General features: G+C 45.3%; 16 protein-coding genes. 3 read left to right on the forward strand and 13 right to left on the reverse strand.

What is annotated here, in order from left to right; all coding sequences use genetic code 11:
- Nucleotides 1-36: 36 nt before the first annotated feature.
- Nucleotides 37-783, reverse strand: a complete 747-nt coding sequence (locus BUB99_RS08145) for a LytR/AlgR family response regulator transcription factor (protein WP_073121328.1) — start codon at nucleotides 781-783, stop codon at nucleotides 37-39.
- Nucleotides 784-788: 5 nt separating this feature from the next.
- Nucleotides 789-2,699, reverse strand: coding sequence for a tetratricopeptide repeat-containing sensor histidine kinase (locus BUB99_RS08150; protein WP_170863759.1), 1,911 nt, complete (start codon nucleotides 2,697-2,699; stop codon nucleotides 789-791).
- Between the two features lie 292 nt (nucleotides 2,700-2,991).
- On the opposite strand from BUB99_RS08150, the gene BUB99_RS08155 reads away from it, so the two are divergent.
- Nucleotides 2,992-3,903, forward strand: coding sequence for an L-serine ammonia-lyase, iron-sulfur-dependent, subunit beta (locus BUB99_RS08155; protein ID WP_073121332.1), 912 nt, complete (start codon nucleotides 2,992-2,994; stop codon nucleotides 3,901-3,903).
- Between the two features lie 46 nt (nucleotides 3,904-3,949).
- On the opposite strand, the gene BUB99_RS08160 is transcribed toward BUB99_RS08155, so the two are convergent.
- The 6 genes from BUB99_RS08160 to BUB99_RS08185 form a co-directional block, all read right to left on the reverse strand.
- On the reverse strand, nucleotides 3,950-4,276 hold the full coding sequence (locus BUB99_RS08160) for a DUF6686 family protein (protein ID WP_073121334.1): 327 nt from the start codon (nucleotides 4,274-4,276) through the stop codon (nucleotides 3,950-3,952).
- Between the two features lie 65 nt (nucleotides 4,277-4,341).
- Nucleotides 4,342-5,280 carry a DUF6607 family protein gene (locus tag BUB99_RS08165; protein ID WP_073121336.1) on the reverse strand — a complete coding sequence of 313 codons (939 nt, stop codon included), beginning with the start codon at nucleotides 5,278-5,280 and terminating at the stop codon, nucleotides 4,342-4,344.
- A gap of 11 nt (nucleotides 5,281-5,291) precedes the next feature.
- Nucleotides 5,292-5,711: a DoxX family membrane protein gene (locus BUB99_RS08170; RefSeq protein ID WP_073121338.1), complete on the reverse strand. Its 420-nt coding sequence runs from the start codon at nucleotides 5,709-5,711 to the stop codon at nucleotides 5,292-5,294.
- A gap of 10 nt (nucleotides 5,712-5,721) precedes the next feature.
- Nucleotides 5,722-7,230, reverse strand: a complete 1,509-nt coding sequence (locus BUB99_RS08175; protein ID WP_073121340.1) for an HmuY family protein — start codon at nucleotides 7,228-7,230, stop codon at nucleotides 5,722-5,724.
- Between the two features lie 30 nt (nucleotides 7,231-7,260).
- Nucleotides 7,261-9,621: a TonB-dependent receptor plug domain-containing protein gene (locus tag BUB99_RS08180; protein WP_073121343.1), complete on the reverse strand. Its 2,361-nt coding sequence runs from the start codon at nucleotides 9,619-9,621 to the stop codon at nucleotides 7,261-7,263.
- A 137-nt stretch (nucleotides 9,622-9,758) separates the two neighbouring features.
- Nucleotides 9,759-10,175 (reverse strand): OsmC family protein, encoded by a 417-nt coding sequence (locus BUB99_RS08185; RefSeq protein WP_073121345.1) that lies wholly within the window; start codon nucleotides 10,173-10,175, stop codon nucleotides 9,759-9,761.
- A 167-nt stretch (nucleotides 10,176-10,342) separates the two neighbouring features.
- Here BUB99_RS08185 and BUB99_RS08190 point away from each other — a divergent pair, with 167 nt between their 5' ends.
- Both BUB99_RS08190 and BUB99_RS08195 read left to right on the forward strand, forming a co-directional pair.
- A complete protein-coding gene (locus BUB99_RS08190; RefSeq protein ID WP_139280946.1) occupies nucleotides 10,343-10,951 on the forward strand; it encodes a hypothetical protein in 609 nt (202 codons plus the stop codon).
- A 134-nt stretch (nucleotides 10,952-11,085) separates the two neighbouring features.
- Entirely contained in the window at nucleotides 11,086-12,246 is a 1,161-nt protein-coding gene (locus BUB99_RS08195) for an iron-containing alcohol dehydrogenase (protein WP_073121349.1), read from the forward strand.
- A gap of 101 nt (nucleotides 12,247-12,347) precedes the next feature.
- On the opposite strand, the gene BUB99_RS08200 is transcribed toward BUB99_RS08195, so the two are convergent.
- The 5 genes from BUB99_RS08200 to BUB99_RS08220 all read right to left on the reverse strand — a co-directional run bounded on the left by BUB99_RS08200 (nucleotide 12,348) and on the right by BUB99_RS08220 (nucleotide 21,996).
- Nucleotides 12,348-13,484 carry a lactonase family protein gene (locus BUB99_RS08200; RefSeq protein WP_084190446.1) on the reverse strand — a complete coding sequence of 379 codons (1,137 nt, stop codon included), beginning with the start codon at nucleotides 13,482-13,484 and terminating at the stop codon, nucleotides 12,348-12,350.
- A 108-nt stretch (nucleotides 13,485-13,592) separates the two neighbouring features.
- Nucleotides 13,593-14,054, reverse strand: coding sequence for a DUF3592 domain-containing protein (locus BUB99_RS08205; protein WP_073121351.1), 462 nt, complete (start codon nucleotides 14,052-14,054; stop codon nucleotides 13,593-13,595).
- A 28-nt stretch (nucleotides 14,055-14,082) separates the two neighbouring features.
- Nucleotides 14,083-17,166: a caspase family protein gene (locus BUB99_RS08210; RefSeq protein WP_170863760.1), complete on the reverse strand. Its 3,084-nt coding sequence runs from the start codon at nucleotides 17,164-17,166 to the stop codon at nucleotides 14,083-14,085.
- 9 nt (nucleotides 17,167-17,175) lie between these two features.
- The gene (locus tag BUB99_RS08215) at nucleotides 17,176-18,378 is read right to left on the reverse strand and encodes a tetratricopeptide repeat protein (RefSeq protein ID WP_073121355.1); all 1,203 of its coding nucleotides are present in this window, start codon (nucleotides 18,376-18,378) and stop codon (nucleotides 17,176-17,178) included.
- Nucleotides 18,379-18,498: 120 nt separating this feature from the next.
- A complete protein-coding gene (locus tag BUB99_RS08220; protein WP_170863761.1) occupies nucleotides 18,499-21,996 on the reverse strand; it encodes a CotH kinase family protein in 3,498 nt (1,165 codons plus the stop codon).
- Nucleotides 21,997-22,007 lie beyond the last annotated feature (11 nt).

Genomic DNA, 22,007 nt, shown 5'->3' on the forward strand with positions numbered 1-22,007 from the left:
TGCTAAAGCATGTAAGTTGGTTGTTAAGCCAAAAAGTTAGATGTTTTGCATCAACTGCATGAACTCATCGGTACGGTCTTTTGAGATGGATACGGATCGGTCATTGTCCATCAATATATAGCCTCCGTCTGATTTGACGTACTTTTTTATAAACATGAGGTTGACCAAATATGATCGGTGAGGACGGTAGAAAACCTTGACATTTTGTAGCAGTTCTACGAAATGTTTGAGGGGCTTGCTGATCAGCATTTCACCATCAGTCGTGAATACTTTGGTGTACATGCCGTCAGCTTCGAGCATGATGATATCCTCGAAAGCGACGAACTCAATTCCGTCATTGACCGGCAGACCGATTTTTTTCAAAGTCTGGGATTTGAAAACTTGTTTGAGTTCGTCGAGTCGTTGATTGATTTTGGACTTGCCTAGAAATGTCAACGCTCGTTCCACAGCCGTCTTGACTTTGGATCCACTGATCGGCTTGAGTAAATAATCGATGGCCGACAATTGAATCGCCTGTATGGCGTACTCGCTGTACGCCGTAGTGAAGATGATCTCAAAATGATAGTCTTCCTTGTCGATAAAATCCAAAATTTCCAATCCAGAGTTGCCTGGCATTTCTATATCCAAAAACACCAACTGCGGCTGTTCTGACTTGATCAGCTCGACTCCTGACAATAGGTTATCCGCCTGATAAATTTCCGTAATGTTCTTACAGTTTTCTTGAATCAGCGTCTGCAAGAGATTTCTTGCTTTTTGTTCATCGTCGATGATTAATGCTTTCATGGTTTTTATATCAAGGGTATGGTCAATATGACTTGAGTTCCCAATGCTTCTTGATTATCTCCTAGTAGGTCTAGGGTCTCAATCCCAATTTTGTTTTTACTTTTCTCATTGTACAATTCCAAACGGCTGGCAATAGCCTCCATGGCAAATGACTTGTGCGTGTTTCCTTTTGCTTCATTTCGCTTTTTGGCATTGGCTCTGCCTATGCCATTGTCCGTGATGATACACTGGATCAAGTCCGTTTCTGGTTTTGTAAATGCAACCGTCAGTTTTCGATCACCAGACTTGTGAAATAAGCCATGCTTGATGGCATTTTCTACATAGGGCTGAATGATCATCGTCGGGATTTGAAACTCTTCTGGGTAAATCCCTTCATCTACTTGCAGGTCATAGCTAAAGGTATCTTCGAATCGCAGTGTCTCTAGCTCCAGGTATTTTTCGAGCGTGTCTACTTCGTCTCTGAGGCTAATCGAGCCACTGTTACTAAAATGCAGGTAACTCCGAATCAGCTCAGCAAACATCGACAAATAGTCGCTTGCCAAGTCTTTTTTGTTGAGAATAATAAATTCTTGAATCGAATTGAGCACATTGAAGATGAAATGCGGATTCATCTGTGCTTTGAGTGCTTTTAACTCACTATCTCTGTATTGTTTTTCGAGAGCCAGTTGCTTTTGGGAGGCGATCAACTCTAGCTTTATCAATTCCGCTTTCTTGGCTTGTTTGAGTTTGGAGAAGTAGAACATAGCAGAGATGATGATCAAAAAAGTGCCTATTACAGATGCGATAAATAAGGATCTGTTTTTTTCACTTTCTGCTTCTGCTATCTTAATTTGGTTTTCTGCTACTGCTTTTTCTCCTTTTAATTTTTCGGTCTCATACTTTATCTCCAGGTTTTTGATTGCTTTGATTTTCTCCTCGTTCAGAAATTTATTTTTCAGAGCAGACAATTCATCTTTCTTATTCAAGGCTTTTTCATATTCTCCTGTCTTACGAAAGACATCTACCTGATGTCTTAGAATTTCGATTCTTGCCTTTTCGTCTTTCTGTGCAAGTAAATACGCCTGTTTCGCTTGATTTTTTGCGGTGATCATTTGGCCTCTGTTGTAGCTGATTTTTGAAAGCAAGAGGAGGTACTTGATTTGAAAGGTTTTATTCGTACCATCATAGTAAAGCTTTGCTTCATTGAGATAAGTTAATGCACTATCGTAACTGGCTTTTTCTACAAACACTTCGCTGATAAGAACAAGTACTTCTCGGTAGCTGGAGGTTGGATCAGCCTTGGAAATATTTATAGCCTTTCGATAGTAATTGAGCGTAGAGTCAAGCATTTCTCTTTTAGCATAGATCGTTCCGATATATTGATAATTCCATGACTGCAATTGAAGATTATTGATAGTATCTGCATATTGAAGTGATCTTCGAAAATATTCTTCGGCCTCCTGATCATCGTTCATTGCCAAATAATTGCTCCCAATATTCATCATTGCCATTGCTTTATTGTAGCCTAGATTTTCATCTTCTGCATAATCAATCGCCTTTAGCAAGTACTGAATGGCCTTTTCATAATCACCTATATCTTGAAATATTTTCCCATAATTACTCATCATCCCAGTCAAGGCTCTTGTCTTTCTTAGGCCATCTGATTGTCTATTAACAATTGTCTCGGCTTTATTTAAAAAGAAAAGTGCGGAATCATACGCTCCTTGCCATCGTTTAAGAGATGAAAGCTGAGAGGCCGCTAACATCTCTCGTATCTCATTATTACCCTTAAGAGCAGACTGATAAGATTTTTTTAAATAGAACTCTTGTAGGCTATCACTTTCGAAAGTGTAGGTGTCAGATAATTGATAGTAAATCTTTGATTGGGCTGAGAAATCAACAGTTGTGTCTAGCTGATGTAGATATGCTTTTCTCAAACTATCAACATCGATATTCTGAGAAAACAATATTCCATTTGATAAAATAGAAAAAAGTAAAAGAAATATCTGTTTTAGGTTTGAACTCATCATACTGACGAAAATACAATGAAGAATTAACTCTCCTATGGAGAAACTTGCTGAAAGTATGATTTAAGTTGCTAAAGGTGAATTTGGTAGTCGTCCACCATTTGGATTTACCTTCTCCGTCAACACCACTCTTCCCCTAAGATCAAACAAGGACAATTGTAGATCCTTCACTACCTTTGTGCCACAACAAACCCCAAAAATAATGTGTTTTCTATTCGATAGTTTCGAAGGATGGAAGACCTATAGCCAAACTCATAATCAGCAGCTACATGAGGTAGTACTGGACTATGAGAAGGAGCAAAAAGGTGCTTCCGAATCTGACATCTGGTCGGGCTTAGCCAAAGCCTACCAGGTCATGAAAGATGCCGTCCATACCGGTACGACAGAGGAGATGAAATCCCGATCAGGCATGATCGACAATGGTGCCAAAAAAGTCGCCAACTCTGACATCACAGTCCTCTCTCCCGAATTCAAATTATTGATCTCCAGCGCTCTAGGTGCCAAAGAGGTCAACTCCTGCATGGGGCGAGTGGTCGCAGCACCCACTGCCGGTGCATCGGGCATCTTGCCGGGCGTGTTCACCACCCTACAGTCCATACATCATCTAGAAGATCAGACGATCTACGAAGCGTTGTTGATCGGGGCGGGCGTTGCTTTGATCTTGGAGCAGAAAGCTTCGCTGGCTGGAGCCGTCGGAGGGTGTCAGGCAGAGACAGGCAGCGCAGCAGCGATGGCTTCTGCAGGGATCGTATATTGCCTCGGTGGATCGACTGATCAGATCTTCAATGCCGCGGGCATCACCATCCAGTGCATGCTCGGACTGGTCTGCGATCCCGTCGCGGGACTCGTAGAAGTCCCTTGCGTCGTACGCAACGCCAGTGCAGCGGCCATAGCCAACTCATCTGCGCAGATCGCACTCTCTCACGTCAGCAGCGTGATACCTGTCGACGAATGTGCAGAAGCAATGGGAGAGGTCGGTCAGAGCATGGAGTCCCGCTACAAAGAAACTGCACAAGGGGGGCTCGCCGCTACCAAAACAGGCCAAGCGCTTGCCAAAAAGATATTGATTCAGGATATAGAAATATTGCCTTCTCAAGACGCTGAAGAGGATTAATGAGTTCTTTTATCGCACCTCTGTTGGTCAATTTCCAAAATGAGCCTTACGTACCAATCATTTCTCGGGCGTTTAGGATGAGGTTGCACTGAATGAGGGCGATTTTGAGTTCCTCGAACTCTTCTCGGGTGAGGTTGATCTGGAGGTCTGCAATAGGAGTGGATAGCAAGATTCGCTCACGGTTGTCAGGGAAGAAAACGGCGTGCTGGTTAAAATCTGTCTCGCTAACGCCGCGGATGAAGGTGTAGAAATCTCCTTTTTCGAACCCCATCAAGATGTTGTTGAAATGGAGGCCAAATCGATCGCAGTTTTTGCATTGGCTGATGTGATAGTTGGGGCCTTCTATGAGGGCATTGGGTTCGCACTTACTCATGATTGGTAGGGTTTTGGGTAGATGAAAAAAGTAAAGCGGATGCCCGTCTGGCACCCGCTTTTGACTCAATTTAAAGCACTAAGCAATTGATCGCTCTTTAAGTGTTTTTGGATGACTTCCTTGATTTTGGATTGTGCCAGTTCGGAGTTGTATGGGCTCACATCCATCATCTCTTTTTCTAATCCAAATAAACGCTGATAGAGAATTTTATCCTCTACTTTCATGTTGATGGCTATGTCCTTTTTGGTGGCAAATAATTCGTCCCAGACGATGCGTACATCGTTCCAATAGCTGGCATTGGCTGTCCACCATTCTTGAGCCACTTGGCATTGGCTGTCGTCTACTTTGGTATAGGTATTCCATCCTTTTTCCTCTGCGATCAGTGTTTCGCTATCCTCCTCGCGCAGGACTTTGTCATTGTCCTGCTCATGCAACCAGCCGTAGGAGGTGATCTCTTGGCGGTTGGTTCTGGTCATGACGTTATAGTCCTTTCGTTTGGTACGGTCTCTACGTGGCAGAGGAGCATCGGCAGTGTTTTCCCAGTAGTGACGACCATCGTAGTGCACCCAAGTAGCAGAGCCTTCGTATCTGGGGCTGTCATCTACTTGATACACTTTTTGTGTCCATTGCCCTTTGACCTCTTTGGCAGGTAGACTAGTATAGATCCACTGGCTGTTTTTGTCATAGGTATAGAGGTCGGTGTTTTCGTAGAGCCAGTCCTGTCTCCAGTGCTTGATGATCATGGTGTCACCGATGACAAGGAGATGTTGAAGGACGATTTTGTCTTTCTCTTCTTCCACAGGGATCACATATTCTAGCGCACCAGATCTATAGTTGTCATAGTAGGCGTAGTCCGCATTGGGAGAGAAAGTCTCAGCGAAGTTGAACGAGACTTTGTAGCAACCACACATGGCAGTGATGGCATCTATGTCTTGTTTCTTTTTGTTTTGTGCGATAGCCGTACTGGTCACGAGGATGAGTACAGCAGCGATTAATTGCTTCATGATTTAAATTGTTATTTGGATAAAAAGATCAATTTCAGTTTTGGATAGTCATAGGCGAGTAGACAAAGATTGGCACCTAGATAGAGACCGGTCATCATCAGTTCGCCCACTTCATGTGGTTCGAGAAATGCATGAAAGAGAAAGATGTTGAGTGTAATGGGTACCGACATGACGGCACCCATTAAGGAAAACACTTGACTGATTAAGAAGAGACCACATAGAATCTCACTCACACCGAGAAATGGCCAGAAGTATCCACTCTGTTTCATTCCTCCGATGAGGGCTTTGATCTTGACTACATGATCCGGCAAATCTTGTTTGACCACACTGGATTCAGCTTTTGGGGCTTTAGGGACGAACTTGGTCACGCCACCGTAGACCAACAGCACACCCAGTGCGATCCGAACAACAAAAATGATTATAGACTTCATGTCCTTCGATTTAGAGTAGCTCGTAGACAAACTGAGAATGTCCTCTTTCTCCCTCGTCACTGAGGAGTTTGGTGAACTTGAGCTTGAAGTAGTTGTTTTCGGTATCACGTATGACGAAATATCGATCATCTTTGGCTATCCCTGCACTACTGTCCCTCCACTCACTACCGATGATGGCTCTGTTGTCACTGATCAGACTTGCTTCGTCCACATCACTTAATGAGAAAGAATCGTATGATGGGACGTCATGAGTAGTCGTGACCCCTTCAGAATCCGTGGTATAAGTCGTCACCTGATAGAGCGCAGTACCGCCGAGAGTGTTATGCAAAGCATAGTCCGAATAGGTCAGTCCAGCACCAAACCCAAAATCAAAACCATAATAAGAGTATACACCGCTAAAGTTGATGTCCCATTGACTGGCACTAGGCTCCACCGCTACTTCTTTTTGGTCTACTATACTGAAGTAGGTATGGTTAGCGCTGGTATTCTTACTGAAGATAGCTTCCGAAATATTTGTTTCGTCAAGTGGTGCATACTGTAGTTTGTACTGGTCACCATCTAATAGTACTCTGATCTTATAGAAGCCTCTGTGGTCTCCTGTAGTTGTTAGTCCACCTTCTAGGTTGTGCTCTTCTGGGATTTCGCTACCTAGAGAGACTATATATACTTTGTTGTCTTCATCAGTTGCCGAGATTTCAGAAATAGCAGTACCCTCTAACGTACCTTCTTTGATATCTGTGTATGGGCCATACATACTATAACCAAGCTCTAAGCCTCCTAATAATTCTTCGACATTAGATACTGTCACGGGCTGGCCGAAAGAAGATAATTGAAGTGGCGTATCAAATACTGTTTCGGAGCTGACGATAGCTAGATCATTGTGCTCAGAAATTTCTACCGCTGTTACCAATAATGCTGCGTTGAGGAAGACTCTATTTTCAGCACCAGAGTAAAAAGCTAATTCCCATTGGTCCCTACGAACCGCCGTTTGTGCAAAGTTGCTGAGGTCTATGTAGCATTGGTTGGGCATATTTGAGCCTCCCGTCAACAGATCTATTGTGCCTCCTTGGGCAATCACCTCCTCGAATAGGACAGACACTGTAGTCGTACCTACGAATTCGGGACTTTCTTCTCCATCAATCGCTGCGAGTGTAGCTGTGAGGTCATTGCCTGAGGCGATGAACTCTACCAACCTCGTGATGCTGAAGCTGGCACTTTCTGAGCCTGCAGGAACGGTAACCGTCACTACGCCATCCGTAGCAGTCGGAGAGGTACTGTAGTCTGTCCCGTAGACTACACCATTTTCACTGAGGTCTATCGTTACAGTTGTTTCAGTCACTGTAGGGATAGAAAAATTGACTTGCAATATCGCTGTTTCGTCCAGCTGAGCCAGTCCTACCGTACTCGTCTGAAAAGAAGCCTCGAATATTCGTTCAACTTCGTTCTCATCGCAGGCAGAGAATCCCACGACAATGGTGAGCAGTAGAAGACCCGTTAATTTGTTGATATAATGTTTCATCGTTTTATGATAAATGATTTTTGTTATTTGTTATTTTTTGAAAGTGTAGGAAAGGTTGATGAAATAAGATCGTCCGTAGGCGAAGACCATGCTAGATGGTGAGCTACCCCCATGTGCCGAGGCAGAGGGTAAACCAGAAGCATTGACTTGCACCACATTGAGTAAGTTTCGTGCGCCTAATTTGATTCTAAAGGCTTCATCAAAAAAGCTCTTTTGGATGCTCATGTCCATCAGTGAATACGGATCCATGAGGACTTTATAAGCTCCTTCGTCATCTTGGTAATACCGTTCGCTCGACCCATTGTATTTGAAATTGACCGAAAACTGTGTTTCCAGCGGTCTGAGTAAATAGCTGAGGCTAGCTGTACCCGATAGCGTGTATACATAGTCTTCATTTTGGTTTTCGTTTTGTTCGAACTGGCGAGCACCGATGTAGGATGCGCCGATTTGGGCTGACAAAGCACGGTAGATCAATTGGTGGTTTGTAGAGATACCTATAGTTTGGTATTCGTCGATATTGAGATAGGTAGATCGCTGGATACTGCTCGGTGCATCAGGGTTTTCTTCAGTGATGATAGCCATACCAATTTTGCCATGAATGTCAAAGTATGATCCTTTGATTTCATTTTTGAGTAGTAGCTCACCGAGACTACTGGACTTGCTCAGATTGAGCACGACAGATATCCCGTCCTCTGGGTTCAAATCCTGATTGCCAGTCACGTCATGGTTCGCATCTACAAAGTACCGGAAAAGCTGTGTATAGGTAGGCGTCTTATAGGCCGACCCTACTACCAGCTGGGCGCTAAACTGTTTCGGTGCACGCCATAGCGTCGATACGGACCAGATCATGTGTTGATTATAGGCAGAGTTATGATTGAGCCGGAGACCTGGCGTGATACTGATAGCAGCAGTAGGCGTCCAAGTTGCTAAGGCGAAAGCATCTAGGTTACTCAGGCTTTGTTCGGCGATATCGCTGGAATAGGCTCCACTAGCGACTGCATCGTACCCTGTCTGATAGTCGGCTTCATAGCCCGCAGTGATCGACAACCACGACAGTTGATTCAGTATGTTTTTGAGTGTCCCTTTACTATACAGGTAGTCACTTGATTGTTCTAGGTTTAGTCCTCCTGACGAGGTTTTGGATTGTCTTTCTAGATCGTAGACATATTCTTCTTTGGACCGAGATTGCGCTTGATAGGAAAAGAACAAATTCATGGGCATGGAATCAAAGCGGTGGTTAATACTCAAGCGGTGGGCTTGTCTATCGGTGACGTATCGATTGTCTTGCGCTTTGTACTCTGGCAGACCATCTATGCCTACTCCTCCAATTAGAATCGTATCATGAATGAATAATTCTTCATGATAGTAGTCATACCCATAGGTTAGGATAGTTTTGGCAGAGAGGCTATAGTGCAGTTGCCCACCTAGATGGATCTGTTCTTTTGGATTCCATTCATAACCTCTGACTCCATCAGAGCCATAGTAGTTGACTCCTTGATGATCATTTTTGAAGCCTTTGAAATCATTGTGGTTGGCATTAGCAGTGACATGAAGCTTGCTACCGAGATGGCTCTTGACCGTTAAACGCTGGATGTGCCTGCCTTCGTCAGACCAGTTGTATTCACCACCTACCGTTTCTTCTTGGATGGCTGCTTGTATACTGAACCGCGTATCACCACCTTTTTTGGTGACAATGTTAATCACTCCTGCGACTGCATTCGAACCATAGAGCACTCCCATAGCTCCTTCGGATATCTCGATGCGCTCTACCTGATCCAAATTGATCTGTGTAATATCTATGTTGTTGCCAGCTCCATTGTCACTGACCATGGGGACATTGTCTATGAGGATCTTGACATACTCCCCCCCTAGACCAAACATGTTGACGGTTGATCGTCCAGTACTCGGATCAGGCATCACGTTGATATTGTTATTGAAGTTGAGCACATCGCTCAGGTCATTGCCTCCTAACCGCTGGATAGATTGACTATCCATCTGATCCACGACGAACAGTGTGGTATTGAGCGAACTACTTTGTTCGGTAGCGGAGGTGATAGTCACATCTTCTAGCAGGTCGCTACGTTCGGTGAGGTAGAGCGTGTGATTGTCAGATTGATCCAGACGCTGGCTGAGCGGGTCAAAACTAATGTGCTGTGTCTCTATCGTCAGCGGATAGGCGACCGAACCGAGCCTGACATGACCGTCTAAATCAGAGACACGTTGAATGGCTTTTGACTCACCATGAGGATAGAGTAGTACCGCAACACCTACGATGGGTTCGTTATCACTAGAGAGGAAACGCAAAGACTTTTCTTGCCCAAAAGTCTCCCCGAAGAGTAGGGTCAACAGTGCACATGCTAGTGCAAATATGTAAATGAGTTTTGCTTGCATTATTTAGATTAGTTCTAAATAATGCAAATGTGGGATGAGAAATGCTCCCTGTCAATCACTACAGCTAGTGATTCGTATCGCTAGTTCTAGTGAAATATTCTAATTTGAGAGGAAACACAGGAAATTCTTATGGTTTACTATCCCTGAATAATCTCGAAACTATGTGTCATTTCGATCTCTGGGGAGAGCGAAGAGGCCACACTACAGTAGCTTTCAACTGCTAGGTTGATGATGCGTTCGGCCTCTTTATCCGTGAGATCCGGAGAGGTGATAATGAATTTTTTGTGAATCTTGGTAAACTTGGCTGGGTGGCCTTCGGCACGTTCAGCGACAGACTCCACTTTGAGGTCTACGAAAGTTTTTCTTCTTTTTTTGATCATCGATACGATATCCACAGCAGCACACCCTGCCAGGCCAGAAAGTACTAAATCCATCGGGGATTGATTTTTTTTCTCTTCCTGTGGATACATGTCCATTTGGATGGTATTACCTGCCTGATTGGTTGCTTCGAATTCTTTGTCTGCTCTGTAGACTAATGTGGATGATATCGCCATGGTTACTTTTAAATTATGATCGTGATGCAAAGATAGTTGGCCAACTGAAACCATTGTAGCAGGCCATGAGAGATTATACGGTGAGACACAAAATTTATCCTTAACAGATTCAAATTATTGGTTCTACTTTCGTATTTTCATACGATTTTGTAACAAAATAATCTAACATGAACAATTTAATGAAAACCACTATAGTGGCCTTTTTTGTGCTTTTCGCATTTGCAGGGTATTCTCAAAAGCTGAAAGTAACCTCTGGTAAGCTCAAGGCATTGTCTGCTTACAAATCTTACAACATGGAGTACACTTACCATGAGGATTTGAAAATCGGAAAGAAGTCCGAAGAAGAATATCTATCAGAAAAACAAACGGACAAAAATGAGAAGGAAGCTGGATCAGGGGATGCTTGGGTAGCTGCATGGCATGAAAACAAAGAAGGCGGAAAATTCTTTGAAAAATTCGAGACTTTGTTCAACGATGTATTATCTGGTGATGGAGTCACTGCCAGCAGAGACAATGAGGGAGCAGACTGTACCCTGAAACTAGAAGTCTATTTTTTAGACCCAGGATACCACATTGGAATTTCGTCTAAACCAGCCTACGTCAGTATGACCGCTACATTCGTAGCAGATGGCCAAGAAATCGCAGTAGTAGACTTGAGCAAAGCGCCTGGTCAGGGAGCTGGAGGATACGATTTCGATGCAGCCTATAGAATCTCTGAGTCATTTGCCAAAACTGGAAAAACACTAGGCAAAGAACTTTCTAAGCAAGCGTACTGATACGCAGTGTAGTGTAAGAAAGTGAAGACCCTGATTCACCAAGAGTCAGGGTTTTTTGATGTTCAATTTTGCCAGACATCTCCAAACATTTTTGCTTTAGATCAGTTGAACTCCTTAACAAATAAGAATAACCCATGAAGAATTTCGAACTATACAATCCAACCAATCTAGTTTTTGGCAAAGGCCAAATCGCAAAAATAAAAACCCTCATCCCAGCAGATAGCAAAGTACTCATGCTCTATGGGGGAGGCAGTATCAAAAAGAACGGCTTATACGAACAGACGCTAGCAGCATTAGAAGGTCATGAGGTAGTAGAGTTCGCAGGGATAGAAGCAAACCCCGAATACCAGACTTTGCTCAAGGCATTGGCAGTAATCAAGGAAGAAAAAATTGATTTTCTGCTCGCAGTAGGTGGTGGTTCGGTGATCGACGGGACGAAATTCCTCTCGTCTGCGGCACTGTATGAGGGAGATTCGCCATGGGATATCTTAGCGAACAGAATCCGCACGGTCAAGGGCATGCCTTTCGGAACGGTATTGACACTGCCAGCGACAGGTAGCGAAATGAATAGTGGCGCGGTAGTCAGTCGCAAAGAAACCCATGAAAAGCTAGCGATGGGTGGGCCGGGGTTGTTCCCTCAATTTTCGATCTGTGATCCAGAGGTCGTGCGTACCATTCCTCAGCGACAGTTGGCCAATGGTGTAGCAGATGCTTTTACACATGTACTAGAGCAGTATATGACTTACCCGACGAATGCTCACCTTCAGGACAGAATATCAGAATCTATCATGCAGACCTTGGTCGAGGTAGCGCCTAAAGTGATTGCTGATCCGTCGAACTACGATGTAGCAGCCAACTTCATGTGGTGTTGTACGATGGCACTCAATGGCCTGATCCAAAAAGGTGTACCGACGGACTGGTCCGTACACATGATCGCCCACGAGATCACAGCACACTACGGAGTAGATCACGCTAGGACATTGGCTATTATTTTGCCAAGTGCCTATCATCATCAGTTTGATAAGAAAAAGGAAAAGCTGGCACAATACGCCGAACGCGTATGGAATGTGACCGAAGGTACCGTAGAAGAAAAGGCCAAATTAGCCATCGAAAAAACGGAACAGTTTTATCAATCTATGAACATCAAAACTCGGTTGAGAGATTATACCGAAGATTATGAGGGCTTTGCTGGTAAAGCGGCTCAAAGTCTAAAAGATCACGGTCTGGCTAAACTCGGTGAGCATGGAGACATCACGCCAGAAGTTGCCAAGAAGATCATCGAGATGGCTTACTAGTAAATTAAGAACGTCTAGAATGAAAAATCCCTCCTTCAAATTTATTGAAGGAGGGATTTTTCATTCATTCTATTGGTTTCAGTTCATCAGTATTCCTCTGATCAAAATATCACACAAACGGGTTGTGATATTTTGATCTCATTGCCTGTGAAGTGCATCATTCCCGTCGCATCATCTCGCTCAAACACCGTGATGTTATCAGATTTTTGGTTGGCGACCAGGATATGCTTATTGTCTGGAGTCAGGCAGAAGTTCCTCGGCCAATCACCTTGCACGGGCTCATTGGCGATACGTGCCAAAGCTCCTGTTTCTTCATCGACTGAGAATATGGCAATGCTATTGTGTCCGCGGTTAGATGCATAGAGGTATCTACCATCATCCGATATATGAATGTCGGCACAGTAGCTGTCTCCTTCGATATCTTCTGGTAATGTACTGATTTGAGCGACGGTTTCGAATGTACCATCTTCGTTGACCTGTGCAGTGGTCACCGTGCTACTCAGTTCACTGATCACGTAAACTAGTGCTTTGGTAGGATGAAAAACCAAATGTCTCGGCCCGTCTCCAGGTTCCAAATAGAGTGCCGTTTTGCCCGCTCCGATTTTACCTCCTGTCACAGGATATTTAATCACCTGATCTATGCCCAAGTCTATCGCATAGAGTTGGGTTCCGTCTTTGGAATATTGAGCAAAGTGTGCGTGTGGTCCTTCTTGTCTATCAGGATTAGTCCCTGTTCCCTCGTGCTGCTGAATATCACCAGCTGTAGCGATGACCCCTGACTTATCTATCGGGTAACTGATGACGTTGCCTGTGCCATAGTTCGCGACAGAGACTAAGGTTTCTGATGGGTTGATCGATACGTAACATGGGTAGTCTCCTTCACTGGCTCTGCGGCTGACCAGCTTTAGTTTGGATTTGTTTTCGTCCCAAGCAAATGAACTCACACCTCCATTTTCGGTTTCATTGACTGCATATACTTTTTGTTTGTCCTGGCTATACGCCAAAAATGACGGACTAGTCGTCTCTACGAGCAGTTGACTTTTGGACAGCACTCCTGTACTCGGATCGAACTGCACACTGTAGATACCATCACTTCCTTGACCTGTGTAGGTTCCGACTAAGAGTGTGAGCATTTCTGTAGCATTTTCTGTGGTGGAATCAACGGTTTTTTCTTCCGATTGGCTGGTACAAGCAAGTAGACTGCACCCTACTAGTAGTGATAGTAACTGTAGTTTCATAGTATTAGTTTTAGCTGGGTGCTAAACTAATGAAAGCCATTCGATATTCACCATTCTATCGCTGAGTGCTGGCCTATCATCGCTAAACCGCAAGAGTTAGCATATCGTCTACATACTACCAATCCAAACAAAGGCTAAACCAAGAAGGAGAAAAACGAAAGGAATAAAAAACAGAAAAAAGCTAAATGAAAAATCATAGTAATCCCCTGTATCGGTGACTTGTAGGAGATGAGGTTTCGAAACTTCTCCTTGGAGTGCAGTAGGTACATAGCGCACCATTTTGGTATCCCCGATTTGTGCACAGGAGGTTTCTTCTCGTTCATATTTGCTATGACACCAGCAGCATACTGTCGTCACATTCAGGACTCCTGATCTATTAAATTCTATATCCATCTGCACCTCGTAGGCCTTCCATGCTTTCACTTCTGACCGGTTATCACTCACTTCAGTCACACGACCTTCCACGACCACACTTTTGCTTTTCATTTCAAAATAATCGAGCATGTGTACCGTAAAATTGTAGCCCAGCCCGAGCCCTATGAGTATGAACAATATACCAAATCCTTTCATAACCTATCGTTTTGGAAGACTATATGGGCTACCAAACCACAAAGTCAAATTCTAAATTTTCTCTTCTACTGGTGGGGTGCTGTTTGCCATGGGTGAGTTCGGTCACTCGGTCAAATACATAGTCTTTGATCTCAGAGACCTGTACCTCCCCATTGCCATCAGCGTCTGACTTGCCAGACTTTAGCCCTTCGAGTAGTGCATAGGTGAATACGCCGTTGTTCCATTCGGGACTCTCGTAGGCGAACTCTACTCCAGAGGCAGAGGAGATGACCATGGCACCTGTGCCGCGTCGCAGGTCAGCAAATAATTCTTGCATGAGTTCGAAGGTATTGTTGATCCCGATGGGCTGTGGCTTTTTGGTAAATCCTCGGGTCGAAACATTGGAAGACGAGACGGTAGAGGCGATGAGTTTGGTGTCCTCCTTGTCTACTTCTCCGGAGTGACATGCATCGATAAGCATCAGTTTTTTGCGAGCAGGAATGGCGTCTAACAGGCCTTCGAGTTCTTCATATTTTAATCCACGTGCTGCGGGGTTGTTGAAGTCTATATCCTGTGTCGCAAAATAGTAATCCAGTTTGTCATCCAACAACCCATGCCCAGCCATGAAAAGAATCACTTCATCCTCCACCTTAGTTTGTAGCAGTTTGTCTTTGACTGCCAATATTTGTTCCCGCTGTGCAAGTGCATCGGTGAAACGGTGGATATGAATCTGGTTGTATTGCTGGTGATGACCAAAAAATAGGTTGGCAATATCTGTCGCATCCTTGCTCGCATAGGTCAGGTCATACTGGCTGTCTTTGTAGTTGGATACGCCGATGGTGACCACATGTAGATCGGGCTTGGGGCTCTTCCCGTCGTAGAATATCTGTACGGTCTCTTTCAGGGATTCGATACCCGAGACATTCATAGCGGATACTTGAATTTTGTTTCTCCCCTCTGTTAGTTCTATGGATAGGGCTTTGGTGATCTGCTGACGGTTTTTTTCGTTTTGTACCGAGAGCCCGTGAATACCGTAAATGGGTATGTCATTGACATAGATATTGATACGGTCGAGCATGAGTTTTTCATCATGTGCGAAGAGTGTCAGGTCATAAAACTTGTCTGAAACAGTCTGACTCGCACCAGAGATTTCTACCGTCGGCAAGTTGAGTTCTCCCGACATATCCTCTTCTTTCAATCCCATCTTTTTGACTCGTTTTTGATAGGCTTTGTAGAGCAAGTTATGAAGTTGATCGGTACCCATACCGAGGATTTGTAGGACTTGATCGGGACGGTTGTATTTGAGATCAAAATTTTCGAAAGGGTAGAATTTGGCCTCTGATCGGAAACCTTGATTCTGATGAAACCCAACATACTGCCCTCCTCTGGTAGATGACATGTAATAGCCCTGATTGGTCACGACGATCCATTCGCCTTCTTTGCTAAAGAAGCAAGTTGCCGTAGGTTCTAGCTTTTCTTGTTTCCCTAATTTTTTGGCATCCCAAAGTCTAATACTCTGGTCGTGAGAACCTGAGATGACCCATAGACTATCTGTAGATAGGTTGACGGTGAATACAGCGTCTTCGTGTCCTTCTAGTCTAGTAACGACCTGTCCACTGAGATCATAGGCGCGCAAGTAACCGCCTGTCCCTCCGACTAAAAGTAGCGAGTCAGGTGTGAAAGCAAGTGCATATTTGGTGGCGTGATCTGTGATAGAGACAGGAATCTCTCCGAACTGTAAGTCTTTGAATCTACCTTTGGGTTCTATCCGATCCAAGGATGGATCAGGTAGGTATTTGACAAAAAAGGAGTTGCCGTTTTTGGAGGCTCGTAAGCCACCCAGCGTTTCTACAGGCACTTTGTAATCATATTTTCGCCCCTTGAAAATAGACGTTCGTTCGGTGAAGACTCCTCCCATAGTCGCTTTGAAGATGTTATTGGCTTTTTCCATCTGACCATATTCTCGACTAACCATATTGAACCCATGAGAAAAATCGACATCCTTGAGCCCCGCAATATACCCGCCAGGTTGACTCCCCGTCGAGAAGGCCAACATGTCACCGTTAAGCCCCGCACCCCAGACTTTTTGGGTACTACCAGCGATATTGGTCAAGCTATCGACACCTCCTTCATGGAGTTGGTAGACGGCTATGTTGCTCTCTGTCCCACCTGCACTAAAGATTCGCTGATCTGCTGTGATGGCGATACCTGCTACAAACGCCTTTTGATGCGGCTGGTAGCTCGTGAGTTGGGAGAGTTGTCCTTGATCGAATCGGTACACGGTGATACTCCCGTTGTTGAATCCTACGAAAACGAATTTTCCACTGGGGTCAAAGGACAGCGCCGAGGGCACCTCATCCAAATACAGTGCGCTCAAAAACTGGAGGTCAGCATCGTAGACATTGACTTGCATATCGTCGGCACCAGAGACAATGAACTGTCCTGTAGGGTCAAAAGCAACCCGGATGATAGCCCCGACATGGTCGTAAGAAGTGTTTAGTATTTGATCTGTCCGTTTATCATACAGGTAGAGCATATTGTCCTGAGAGGCACTTACGATTTTGTCTCCAAAGATGTCTGCACACCAGATGGCATCTCCATGTCCAGTGAGCATTTTATCTAATTCAAAATTTTTCACATCCCAGACTCCAACCTTCTGATCACTAGATGCAGAAATCAAATACCGACTATCCCGACTCCACCGAAGGTTGTTGATAGATTTATTGTGACCATAAAATGTATGTACAATTTGTTGAGTCTGGAAATCGTAGACTCTAATATCTGCGAGTGTTTTGTAGTCTTCACTATCCCCAAAGTATCCAGCAGTGGCGATGTATCTTCCATTCGGAGAGACACGCGCCGTGTAGACACTACCGTGTGCTTCTACACCGATATGCCCTAGTATCTCCCCTCGTTGTTCGTAGCTATTTACGTCCCAAATTTTGACGGTTTTGTCACGACCACAGGTGATAATCTGTGTACCATCGGGCGTTATACTCAGATCCTGAATGAGACCTTTGTGCCCTTTTGGTTTGAGCACAAAGCGTAGCTCATGGCCGGGCTCTTGAGCTTGTGCTACCAAAGAACAGATTCCAATCCAGAAAAAGCCACAAAGACCAAACAATCGTCGCATGTTCATAAATTAGTTGCTTCGTGATCTACAATAGTCTACAAATGGCTTAAGCTCGGTGCTCAATGAAGGGTTGATGGCTAGTGCTTTATCATAGCATTCGAGTGCGTTGGTATAGTACCCTGCGCTATATGCAGAGTGGCCTGCATATTTGATAGAGACGATGTCTTGGTCATCAAAAGCGAATGCTTCATAATAGAAACCATAGGCTTCTTCGTATTTTTTGGCAGAGTAGGCTTCTCCTCCTGCGGTTCGACAGAGGTAGGTGTAGAAGCCTATAAGCTGGCTGCTTTTGGGGAATTTGCCTAATCCCTCCTGACATACACCTAGAGCTGATGACATACCATATTCGTAGTAGTTGGCGAGTGCGAGTTCGGTATACATCCACCCTGTAGGATAGCCTGTTCCGATTGCCATGGAGGCAAAGGTCATGGCGCCCCTGTGATCTTTTTTGAGGTTCTTGACATGTGCTACGTTGACCCATGCCGTTGCTTTGTTTTCATTGTCGTTTCGGTCTCGGTATAGATCGCCTATCTCGATGTAGAGATCATTAGCTTCTTGATATTTTTCTTCTTTAATATATTGCTCTGCTTCGGCTGTTTTGGCTTGTATGCCTTGCCACTGTACGTCTTTGGCTAGTGCTGCTTTTTGTTGTTCGCGGTAGTCTATGTCGAACTCAGACTGTAGATAATAGATGGCACTGCTTGCACCCAGCTCGGCCATTAGTTTTAGGTCAGCTAGTGCCTTGTCTCTTTCGTCAATTTTGAGGTAGGCACTCGCACGGCGATATAGGTTAGCTACGTTGGGAGGAAACACCTCGATGGCCTTGGTGTAGGAAGCGATGGCTCCCTGCGTGTTGCCATTACTACTCATTACATTGCCACGGTTGGAATAACCTACGGACAATGCCTGCTTGTCATCAGGCCTGAGCTGTATGAGCTTGTTGTAGTTTTGGAGGGCTTTGGTGTAGTCTTTCAACTCATGATAGATGTTGCCTCTACCAGACAGAATATCATAGTGACTATGAACATTAGTCTCAGCAGTCATGAGTGCCTCGGCTTTGTCATAGAAGGCAATCGCCTCTAACGTACTGCCGTGCTGGATGGCTTTGAGTATGCAATCGTTCGTATCGAAACAGTCCTGAGACCGTACCGAAAAAGACACAAGAAATAGGATGAACAGGAGGATAGATAATGATTTGAGCTGCAGTTTCATAGATTGAATGTTTAGATAAACAAAACAACCTATTAACCCCAATAGATACTATCGGGGCAAAAGTGTATTTGGACATACCCACCAGCACGGATAGCACGAACTATCTTACTACTTATAACCTTACTGATTCCAAACGACTCGCTGTAGGGTTCGGTGTGTCTTGGTCGTGACCTCTACTAGGTAGATTCCTGAGCTTAACTGACCCGTGGGTGACCAAATAAACTCGTGAATACCCACAGATTTTTGTTCATCACATAGTGTATCGAGCGGCCTGCCGTATAGGTCTATAACCTGAACTTGAAGTGGGCCATTTGATGTCATCTCTACCGAGACGGTCACTTCGTGAGTAAATGGATTCGGATAAGCGAGGACATGAAAGTCCATAGGGTCTCCCACAGCTAACGTGACACTATTATCCTCTCCGGGGTTGCCATTGTTTCCAAGAGGATACCAGCTGCTTGCTTTGGTGTTGTCGTAGTTGGGGTTTTGGAGTGCCAGCGAAGCGCCTTTGCCATCGGGTGAGGAGGGCCATGGGGCTACCGATTCGTAGCATACCTCCTCAGCGAGGTTGCCGTCTGCATCGAAGATTCGGACACACTCGGCTTCATTGCCCAATCCGAAATCAAAATCCCCCACTGTAGGGATATTGCCCTCGTAGTGGGCTGAGAAGTTTTCTACACTGCGGCAGAGTATCAAGAAGCCTCCCGAGGCTAGTGTTGTTTGATCTGGAATCGTAAAGATGTGATCGTCCTCTCCATCCTTCATCATCCAGCCACTGAGGTCTAGGGTTTGGCCACCCTTGTTGTACAGCTCTACCCAGTCCTCTATGTCTGGATCGTCTGCGGATTTGTAGAATATTTCATTCACGATCAGGTCATTGAGCGGATTGTCTACCTCTTCGAATACCGCAGTAATTGTTGTGCTCTCGGTCAGAGTAATGTGGGTTTGCTCGTCGGTCTCATCTATCCCCTCCCATCTGACAAAACGATGACCAGGTTTGGCAATAGCCGTCAGAGGAACAGGTACATTTCTGAAATACTCTCCTGTCCAGTTGGCTTGATCGATGGTCAGCGTGCTGAGCTGGACAGATCCATAGCTATTGTTGTTGATCTCAACAGTGACCGAAACGGATTGACCGACCGAGAGTGTAGAACTGACGATATTTTTCATCACAGCAGGTCGCTTCTGAGCAAAGTCACGCATGACATCCGCACGCTCCTTCCAGTAATTGTAGTCTCCATACCACCGGTTCATGTGGGCTTGGATTTCGTTTTCGATAGTGGCGATTTTCGCTTCCAGATTTTCACTGATATTGGCAGGGAGCCAAGTTGTGTTGAGTTGATCAGCGATGGTATTGACGAACTGATGCTTAAAGCTGTCGTTGGTCATCAGCCTGCGGAGGATGAGTGTAGACCAGGGGGGATTGGGCCAGTCTGGTCCGTTGGAAGCCAGTGCAAAACTCAGCGTATTGTTGCTGTGATCATTTTCTTCCCAAATGCCAAAACCAAAATCAGTATCATAGGCAATCCATCGCCATTTGGCTGTATCATTGGCTTCTCGCCAATATTTGATGTTGTTGCCGGGCCAGTCCGTATTGTTGATGAATATGTTGGCACTCTGATAGTAGATGAAGTTTTGGATATCCATCTGAGTGGCGATATAGGCTAGATCTTCATCTGTGATGGTGCTGTGGTTTTCGAGGTATTGGACGAGTGCAAGGTAGTGCGCTTCGTCCCCATGAACAGGTATCCCTGAGGTTTCGAGCATTTCGATCTCGTCACTGTCTACATCGTGGTTGTCGGCGAGGAAATGTTCGTTGACTTTCTCACGCATGTTGTGGATGCCCCAGTACTCACCGTTGATATAGAGCACTGCAGGTTGGTAGCCTTGTTTGTCTACACTTTCGTGAAAAAGTGACGTGTTGAACCCATCTCTTAGCATGGTGTTGTTCCAGTCGTTACCGGAGTTGCGTAGAACGATACTTGAAAATTCGTCCAGATCTTTTTGATCGAAGAGCTCGTACTCGATAGGTCCGTCTCCGTAGGATTTTCTGAAATGTATGGCGAGGGACTTTTGTTCATTGCCCCGGCTATATGCGCCGAATATTTTGGCCCCTGCATGCGCAGAAAACGCAATGTCTCCGTCGGTATCGATCATAGTGAGGTGTACGGGTTTTTCCCAGTCCTGCCAAAAATTCGATCCAAAATAGGGAAAGTCGTTCTCTGCGTTGGGGCCTTTGACATACATGCCCGTCGTGGGATCAAAGAAGTCGTCATGATCCACGATCAGGGATAGTACGGGTATCTCATGGCTGATGTTGATCATATAGGAAGCCGACGAGATCGGACCCGCCAAGGTGTTAGGAGCCAGTACTCTGGCACGGATGACGGTACTATTCGATACGGTGATCGCGGTGCTGTAGATAGCATCGGTACCCGTCGGTTCGCTACCGTCTGTCGTGTAGTAGATCGTGCCTGCCACGTCCTCGGTGTTCATCTCTACGGTGACATTGCCTTGGTAGAGGCCACTTGGTTGAGCGAGTATCACCTCGCCCGCGATGGCATCATAGGCGGTCGTGTTGTTTTCTGTTCCAGGTGTAGCTTCTGCAAAATAGTGTAATTCGTCAGATCCTGATAAGCGACCGATAGAGATCCCAGCGCGGAGCGAACCGGTGTAGAGCGTATCGATGATTTCCTGTACACTGTTGCGTAGAAACAAAGAATCGCCCGACGAAGAAATTTTGAAGTCCGTATGAAAACTGTTTTGGTAAAGGGAGATGTCGTCGGAGATCACTCCGGCATGTGCAGCGGCTGTACTGCCCAGCGTTAAGATAGGAATGATCGTCAGGTCAGAAGATCCCGAACCAGCGTTGTGCAGTTGGATGGCCAGGAGATTCTCTCCCTCCACCAACAGATCGCTGTGATCGGATACATCGTAGCGTTCGGGTGCTCCACCGTGGTACATGGTCGCTTCGCGCAACGCTGAACTTTCGTCAAAGGCTGGCGGAGTACCTGTCAGTCCTGAGCGAGCGATCTCTGTCCCATTGAGATAGGCAACAAAACCATCGTCATAGTCAATATCAAGGAGTAGACGGTCTATGGATGCAGCCCCATCTACTGCAAAGGTCTTGCGGAGGTAAACAGCGTTAGTCGCCTCGATGATCGTCTGGTCGTCATCGTCTCCATAGCCGATACTTGTTGGGCCTTCTAACCACCCCGATGCATCGAAGCTATCGCTGGTCCATTCGCTACTCGGTTCTGCAGTCGGGACGAAGTATTGCCAGGTGTCTCCCTGATCGATCACGGTGCGCCAGTAGGTCGGAGGGGTTTTGCGGTCTTTGTCTGAGGCAAATACCACCAAGTAGCCCCCAGCTGCGAGTTCAAACTCGGGGAAGGCCCAAAAGCTATCAGGGGCGGAGCTATCTGAGACTCCGTAGCCCGAGAGGTCAATAGCAGCATCGGTCGGGTTGTAGATCTCGAACCAGTCTGAGCTTTCGCCATCTTCGTCGTAGATGGTCTCGATGTTGGAGGCCATCGCTTCGTTGAACTGTAGCCCTTGGGCAGAGAGGGTCTGTGTCGTGAGTAGAGCGAATCCTGTTACTATCCAAAATTTAGTCATAGCTATCATGT

Origin of the sequence: Reichenbachiella agariperforans (assembly GCF_900142205.1) — a bacterium.
GTDB classification, from domain to species: Bacteria; Bacteroidota; Bacteroidia; order Cytophagales; family Cyclobacteriaceae; genus Reichenbachiella; species Reichenbachiella agariperforans.